This window comes from Paraburkholderia steynii (assembly GCF_900100565.1).
In the GTDB taxonomy this organism is placed as follows: domain Bacteria; phylum Pseudomonadota; class Gammaproteobacteria; order Burkholderiales; family Burkholderiaceae; genus Paraburkholderia; species Paraburkholderia terrae.
This window is the reverse complement of record NZ_FNDI01000083.1, coordinates 1-1216: the sequence shown is the minus strand read 5'-3', so window position 1 is coordinate 1216 and position 1216 is coordinate 1. Positions and strand designations below refer to the sequence as shown.

Below are 1216 nucleotides of genomic sequence, written 5' to 3'. Positions count from 1 at the left end.
ATCTGATTTATTTGGGACGCAACGACAATCAGATAAAAATCCGGGGCTTTCGCATTGAGCCAGGAGAAATCGAGAAATGCCTGACTGAACATCCGGACGTGGCGTCCGCCGTTATTGTGGCGAAGGGTGAGAGCTCCGAAAAATACTTGGTGGCATATGTAGCTGTCAGGTCTCAGCCAGAGGGCGGAGACGGTGAGGCATTTCGTAGCCACCTGAAGGAGGCTCTACAGACGGAGCTTTGCGACAAGCTTCCCGGATATATGGTGCCTTCCGTCTTCATGCTTGTAGAGAGTCTTCCGACGAGCACGAACGGAAAGCTTGACCACAAATCGCTACCGGAGCCAACTCCCCCTGTTTCCGCAAGCATGCTGCGCGCGGCAGATCAGAACGAGACGGAATTGACTATCGCCGAACTCTGGGGCGATGTACTGGGAGTGTCTCTGGTAGGAAGAGATGATACTTTCTTCGAGTTGGGAGGCCACTCTCTACGTGCGATTCAGATGTTGGGTCGTATTCGATCAACTTTCGGAGTCGCACCTTCCCTAGGCATCTTGTTCTCTAAGCCAAAACTTCGCGACTTTTCTGCAGAATTAACTAAACTTCTGAAAGAAAGTAATGATGCCCGGATCCCTAGTATCGAAGTGGTGACTCGTAGCGATCTTCTTCCGGTCTCCTTTTCCCAACAACGCCTATGGTTTCTTTCTCAAGATGAGGACGTTAGCTCCAGTTATAACATTCCTGTCGCGATACGTTTAGTGGGAGCTTTGAGTACCGATGCGCTGCGAAAAAGCTTCAATGCCCTCATGCAACGACATGAGTCACTTCGGACGGTTTTCGCGCTGATCGGCGGCCATCTGCACGCGAGGTTGCTGCCGATTGATGTTCGATTAACACTCCTCGAAGAGGATCTGTATACGCGTTCTGACGGATCCGAAGCATTAGGGACACTGCTGCGCGAAGAGAGCCTGCGGCCTTTTGACCTGACAAGTGGCCCTTTAATTCGTGCATGCTTGATTCGGACGGCTCCGGACGAGCATGTGCTGCTGTTTACCGTTCACCATATTATTTCGGATCGTTGGTCGGCGGGCATTCTTCTAAACGAACTCAGTGCCTTCTATACGGCCTTTGTCCGGGGTTCGCCCAGTTCACTGTCACCACTGGAAATCCAGTATCCGGATTATGCCTCCTGGCAGCGTACATGGTTCAACGATAACCG

Annotated in this window: 1 protein-coding gene; it reads left to right on the top strand. The window is 51.6% G+C overall.

Annotation, left to right across the window (positions count from 1 at the left end):
• Positions 1 to 1216 (top strand): condensation domain-containing protein (locus BLT65_RS47060; RefSeq protein WP_244187129.1); only part of this gene is annotated, 1216 nt, incomplete at both ends.